Raw genomic sequence first — 6,445 nt, 5'->3', positions numbered from 1 at the left:
ACATCTTCCGCGACGAAATCGCAAAAGCCGGCATCGATCGCGACATCAACCAATACTTCGCCGTTTTAACCAACAACCGAAGCGTCGGCGTTATGGGCGACTTCAGAACCTACGATTACACACTGGCCCTTCGCGCCGTCACCACCTCCGACTTTATGACCGCCGATTGGGCGCGCATCCCCTACGAAGTGCTGGATAAAGTGAGCGTGAGAATCGTCAACGAAGTGGAACACATAAACCGCATCGTCTACGACATTACCTCCAAACCCCCGGCAACCATTGAATGGGAATAGTAGCAAAAAAATTAAAAGCTTTGCAAAATCAACGGTTACAGAAGATAAAAAACTGTAAATGGGATTAAAATGGGAATATTTGTAAAAAAGAATAAACTGAATAATAGGTTCAAGTGGTTTACATTTGGACAAAAAAAGACCGTAGTCGAAGACTGCGGTCTTTTTGAGTACATATATTTTACATTATTTACTAAACGAATAATTAATACGACAATAAAATGTTGGTTTGAGTGTCGGTTTGAATAAGACCGAGAAGAAAGTGATTGAACTTTTGATATAAAATCCAAGCTTAACATCAATTGAACTTTCAGAATAAATTGGTGTAACAAAGAGGAATATCGAAAGTGCATTCAAATCTTTATAAAAAAAGAAAATGATAGAAAGAATCCAAAGCGTGATGAAAATAGGATTGTTGTGGGATAAAAATTCTGTTCTCAACTTTAAAAATCTTAGACCTGTAAGAAGATTTAAAAATATGATATAATATAATTTATTGTAATACCGATTTTTAAAATTACAAGGGAGAGAAATTTATGCAAAATTTTGGGAAAATTATTTTTAAAATAGACCAGGTTTTAGAAGAAAAAAATATAAGCAAAAACAAATTAGAAAAAGAAGCAAATCTTCAAAGAACCCAACTTAATTCTTATTGTAATAACAAGGTTAAAAGAATTGACTTAGTAACTATAGCAAAGATTTGTTGTGTTCTTGAGTGTAAAGTTGAAGATATTATGGATTATGTGAGGTAATAAAATGAATAGATACGAAATTATTCAAAAAATAGGTGACATGTATCAGATTGGCAATACTGAATCAGGAGAATTTAGTTATGTTCAAGCACTTAGAACTGTTGGGGAAAATATAAAAGATTACCAAAAAGGAGACACAGATACAAACCATCAATACTTAGACATAAGATTTGAAAATGATAGATTAGTTATATTAGTAGAAACAAAAAATAGCTTTAATAGATGGGATCATAATAAAATTAGAAAACAATTACAGGATTATGTAAGGTATGAAAAAGCCTATTCTGATAAAAAAATAATTGCTATGCTAATAGAAACAGATGGAGATGATATATGGGTTTGGCATGGACAATCAGTAATTATTGATGAAGAACACAGGAAAAAAGAAGAAACCGTTTTAAAATCTTTTGAAGAATATGAGAATATAGTTTTTGGTAAAGTTAATGACAAAATTAAAGTTGTTGATTCAATAAAGGTTTTAAATGAAATGCTACATTCAGATGGTGTAAATGAGAAATTGAGGAGTCAGTTTGTAGGTACTTGCCTATTAGCATTAAAGAATGGACTTTCATATAAAAATTTAAAACCGACATTGGATCCTAATACTGGAAAAGATTTAAGTCAAGAAAAAATAATAATAAAAGCTATAAAAAATATTTTGTCAGGCTTGCTATCTAAAAATAATGATGTGGATACTCTAAATAAAGCTGGCAAATTATCTGTATTAAGTAGTAAGGTGCTAGATGATCAAGATATAGCTAGTTTAACATATGATGAATTGCAAAAAATATTGGAATTTATAGACAACAATATAATTCCTTTTATTAATGATTCAAATACTGCAGGACAAGATTTATTAAATCTATTCTTTACAACATTTAATAAATATGTTGGTAAATCAGATAAGAATCAGGCATTTACACCAGATCACATTTGTGATTTTATGTGTAAAGCTGTTGGAGTAACTAAAAACTCACGAATTTTAGATCCTTGTTCAGGTAGCGGCGCATTTTTAGTAAGAGCAATGACAGATGCAATGGATGATTGCGATACAGAAGAAGAACGTGAAGAAGTAAAAAGGAATCAAATTTTTGGTATTGAATACGAAGATGGAGCTTTTGGTCTATCATCAACAAACATGTTAATCCATGGTGATGGTAATTCAAATGTTATCCAAGCTTCTATGTTTGAAAGAGGAGAATGGATTAAAGACAAAAATATAAATATTGTTTTAATGAATCCACCATACAATGCCACTAGAAAATTTTGCGATCCAGAATATGTAAAAACTTGGACTTCAAGTAAGAAAGAAGATCCTTCTAAAGGATTTCATTTTGTAGAATATATAGCAAGGCACATACCACCTAACTCAAAAATAGCAGTACTATTACCAATGCAAGCTGCTATTGGAAATAGTGGAGATGTGAAAAAATTTAAAAAGAAGATGCTAGATAATTACACTTTAGAAGCAGTCTTTTCATTGCCGAATGAGATGTTTTATCCGGGTGCTGCTGCTATAGCTTGCTGTATGATTTTTGATTTATCTCAAAAGCATGAAAGGTCTAATAAGGAAACTTTTTTTGGATATTTCAAAGACGATAAATTTATAAAAAGAAAAGGATTAGGTAGGGTTGAAAAAACAGATAGTGACGGGAATAGTTTGTGGGTAAGCACAAAAGATGAATGGCTTGACTTATATAAAAACAAAAAAGAAGTGCCGGGATTATCTGTTATGAAGAAAGTTACTTGGAAAGATGAGTGGTTGGCTGAGGCTTATATGGAAACAGACTATAGTTTATTAAAAAGTGATGACTTTGAAAGAACTTTGAGAAACTATTACTCATATATTATTAAGGAAGGTAAAAATTGAGTGTAATTGACACATCTAATTGGAAAAAATTTGTTATAGGTAAATTATTTAAAGTTACAAGAGGAAAAAGATTAATTGAAGAAGATAGAGAGAACGGGATGGTATTTTATTTCTCTGCATCACAATCTAATAATGGCTTGACGGATAAAATTTCAAATCCATTATTTACAGTCAAAGACTCTCTTATATATACAACTTTTGGGGATTGCTTTTATGTTGAAGGTGAATTTACAGCTAGCGATGAAATCAGTATTTTAAAAAATGAAAATTTAAATAAATATAGTGGGCTATTTATTGCTACAGTCATTAATAAAAATAAATATAAATATGCTTTTGGTAGAAAAGCTTTTCAAAATAAATTTTTAGATGAGATAATTAATCTGCCAGTCAAAATTAATAAGAACGGATCGAACCTAATTGATTCTGAAAGAAAATATTCAGACGAAGGTTATATTCCAGATTGGGAATATATGGAAAGCTATATGAAACAAATAGAAAATATAAAGGATGGTAAAGACGATAAACTTATAGATAAGATAACAACAGTGAATAAATCAAAGTCTGTCAGAATATATGATATAAACAAATGGAAAGAATTTTACTTGCACAAATTATTTAACACATCTATGGGCAATGGAATAGACGCAATAGCTACAACAAATGATAATCCAAAGTACAATTATGTATCACGTGATAGTAATGGAAATGGTGTGGTAGGATTTATTGATGAAGTTGAAGGACAAAAGCCATTCCCTGCTGGTGCCATGTCATTAGCTCTAGGTGGTAGTTTTTTAGGATCTTGTTTTATTCAAAAAGTACCATTCTATACGGCACAAAATGTTGGAATATTGCAAGAGAAAGAACCACTTAGTATTCACACAAAACTATTTATCTCGACTCTGATAAGAAACGAATGCAAAATAAAATATCAGGCTTTTGGAAGAGAACTAAATTCACACTTTAGAAAAGATTTCACTTTTAAATTACCAGTTTTAATGGATGGTAATGACTATGTTATAGATAGCGAAAAGAAATATTCAAAATGTGGATATATACCTGATTGGAAATGGATGGAAAACTATATAAAGAGTTTACCATATGGCGATAGGATTGAGTGAGGAAATTATATGTATATTAAAAAAATTAAAATAAAGAACTATAGGAATTTTAATGACTTTGAAATGGAGTTTAATGATGGATTAAATGTAATCATTGGGGCTAACAATTCAGGAAAAACTGGTCTTATACATGCTATTAGGTTACTTAGTTCACCATCTGATATTAATATTAATGATTTTAATAAAAATAATCTTATCCATTATAAAGAGAAATATATTGATGAAGCACCTTCTATAAGGATAGAATATGATATACAGCACGAAATTTTTGAAGAAGATACTACAGATGAGAGCATTTTAAAACTTTTACCATTTTTAGGTATGGAAAAGATGGCGGAAAGCCGTATAAGCACTGAAAAAGCCACAAAATATAATATTTATGCAACTATACAGGCAACATTTTGCTTAGATAGTAAGTTTACTGAGGAATATAAAAAAGAGATTCAAGACATAAGTAATTTTGATGACTACTTTTTAATGCTTAATAGATACATAAATGATCATTATTTATGGATATATACAAATGGTAAAACCGAAACTAATATTGATTCAAAATTGGCTAAAAAAATCTTTGATATACAATATATTAATGCAGAAAGAACAGGTACTGATGTTGCTATAGAAATAAAAAAAGATATCAGTTCTTTATTAAAAGATAGCGAAAAAAAGAGAGAGTATGACGCACTTATTTCAGAACTTAATAATAATTTAAAAGAACTTCTTGAACCATCTATTACTAAGATGTCAAATTTATTTAACTACGAAAAAAATGAGATAGGCTTAGAAAAAGGCAATATTTCCATAACTTCCCAAATAAACTCAAAACTATCCGCAGAGGATTCCTATATAACAGAGGTAAAGGATACTAAATTTAATTATAATTTGCCATTAGTATATAATGGCTTGGGATATAATAATCTAGTTAATATATATATGTCTATTAAATTGTCAGATGTGAAAAAAGGGAAAGATTTTAAAATTTTGTGTCTTGAAGAGCCAGAGGCACATTTACATCCAGCAATGCAATACAAATTGTTCAAATTTGTTAGTAACTTAAATAAAAGCAACAAATTGAATCAGCAGGTTTTTGTAACTACGCACTCAAGTAATATAACTGCGGTGTCTGGTTTAGATTCAATGTATATAATTCAGTATGATAGACAAGGAGAGGTTTCAGATTGTTTTCAACAGAGCTTGAAGCACCAATTAACGGATAAAGACGACAGCACTTTTAAATCAGATGCTAAAAATTATTTAAATAAATTTTTAGATGTTACTCGTTCAGATATGCTGTTCGCAGACAAAATAATACTAGTTGAAGGTATTGCTGAAAAAATACTCTTGCCGATATTCATGGAAAAACTAGGTTATCCATATGAAGATGAACATATATCAATTGTAGAAATAGGTGGAAAGCATTTTGAATATTTTATAGAAGTATTTAATGGTAACCCAGTAAAAAAGAAAATTCTTTGTATTACCGACAATGATTTTAAATGGTTTAATGATGATGGAGAAAATTGTTTGTTTAATGAATATTTAGAATATGAAGCTCCACATCTTAAAAAGTTAATAAGCCGTTATAAGTTTAACGAATTTAAAATAGTCACTCAAATAAAAGGTGGAAGCACATTTGAAGACGAGTTATTTATAGAAAACTTTAAAAATGAAGATATTGTATCATCACTATTTGGGTTACCACTAAGTGATACAATGAAAGAATTTTGCAAAAACAATGGATTATCTATAAATGATTGGATTAAAAATAAAGAATTAATTGATGGCAGGAGTATTAAATTAATATCAAAGTACCTAGATTTTTATAAGAAAAAAATAGAATTAGATCCAGAGTATCAAGAGTTTTATGAAAAATTGATTTTTTCTAAGTTGTTCTTACACTATGTCAGCAATAAAAAAGGTGATGTAGCATTAAGTTTAATCACAGATAAAAATTTTTTTGATGACAAAGATATAAGCAAACTTATCGTACCGAGGTATATTATGGAGGGGTTGGAATGGTTAAATCAATAACTTCAGGATATATACTTACAGAAAATGAATTATTGAATCATATTAAGATTTATGCAGGACCAGGAGCCGGTAAAACTCATTTTATCGTAGAAAATATAAAGAATATAATATCGACAAATAAATTAATTACTAATTCAGAAAACAGAAAGATTTTATGTATAACTTATACAAATAAAGCTGTAGATGAAATAGCTAACAGACTTCAAGGATTTAATGAGTATATAGAAATTAATACAATACACGGATTTATTATTGAAAATATTATTAAACCATTTCAAACTGATCTAATAAGCATAATGAAAAATGATTTTAATATAAAAGTGTGCAATGGAAGTACTATTAGTTCACAAGTGGAGGGATTGTCATTATTACATGGTATAGATA

Annotated in this window: 5 protein-coding genes and 1 pseudogene; all 6 read left to right on the top strand. The window is 29.4% G+C overall.

The genetic code is table 11. The annotated features are described in order from the left end of the window. Positions 1–293: pseudogene (locus ACLUJM_RS12350) on the top strand (GMP synthase (glutamine-hydrolyzing)); the annotation flags it as partial. A 533-nt stretch (positions 294–826) separates the two neighbouring features. Further along, positions 827–1,042, top strand: a complete 216-nt coding sequence (locus tag ACLUJM_RS12345) for a helix-turn-helix domain-containing protein (RefSeq protein ID WP_412412933.1) — start codon at positions 827–829, stop codon at positions 1,040–1,042. Positions 1,043–1,046: 4 nt separating this feature from the next. Next, the gene (locus ACLUJM_RS12340; RefSeq protein WP_412412932.1) at positions 1,047–2,912 is read left to right on the top strand and encodes a class I SAM-dependent DNA methyltransferase; all 1,866 of its coding nucleotides are present in this window, start codon (positions 1,047–1,049) and stop codon (positions 2,910–2,912) included. Continuing rightward, positions 2,909–4,030 (top strand): restriction endonuclease subunit S, encoded by a 1,122-nt coding sequence (locus ACLUJM_RS12335; protein WP_412412931.1) that lies wholly within the window; start codon positions 2,909–2,911, stop codon positions 4,028–4,030. The genes ACLUJM_RS12340 and ACLUJM_RS12335 overlap by 4 nt, the downstream gene beginning before the upstream one ends. 9 nt (positions 4,031–4,039) lie before the next feature. After that, positions 4,040–6,061 carry an AAA family ATPase gene (locus ACLUJM_RS12330; RefSeq protein WP_412412930.1) on the top strand — a complete coding sequence of 674 codons (2,022 nt, stop codon included), beginning with the start codon at positions 4,040–4,042 and terminating at the stop codon, positions 6,059–6,061. Next, positions 6,046–6,445 (top strand): UvrD-helicase domain-containing protein (locus ACLUJM_RS12325; RefSeq protein WP_412412929.1); only part of this gene is annotated, 400 nt, incomplete at its 3' end. The genes ACLUJM_RS12330 and ACLUJM_RS12325, both read left to right, overlap by 16 nt.

Origin of the sequence: Finegoldia sp. (genome assembly GCF_046991905.1) — a bacterium.
Lineage (GTDB): Bacteria > Bacillota > Clostridia > Tissierellales > Peptoniphilaceae > Finegoldia.
The sequence above is the reverse complement of the archived record's forward strand: the minus strand, read 5'-3'. Positions and strand labels throughout refer to the sequence as shown.

Excerpts from the sequence above, each read along its gene's own strand:
- ACLUJM_RS12345 (WP_412412933.1), top strand. The coding sequence starts at position 827 with ATGCAAAATTTTGGGAAAATTATTTTTAAAATAGACCAGGTTTTAGAA.
- ACLUJM_RS12340 (WP_412412932.1), top strand. The coding sequence starts at position 1,047 with ATGAATAGATACGAAATTATTCAAAAAATAGGTGACATGTATCAGATT.
- ACLUJM_RS12330 (WP_412412930.1), top strand. The coding sequence starts at position 4,040 with ATGTATATTAAAAAAATTAAAATAAAGAACTATAGGAATTTTAATGAC.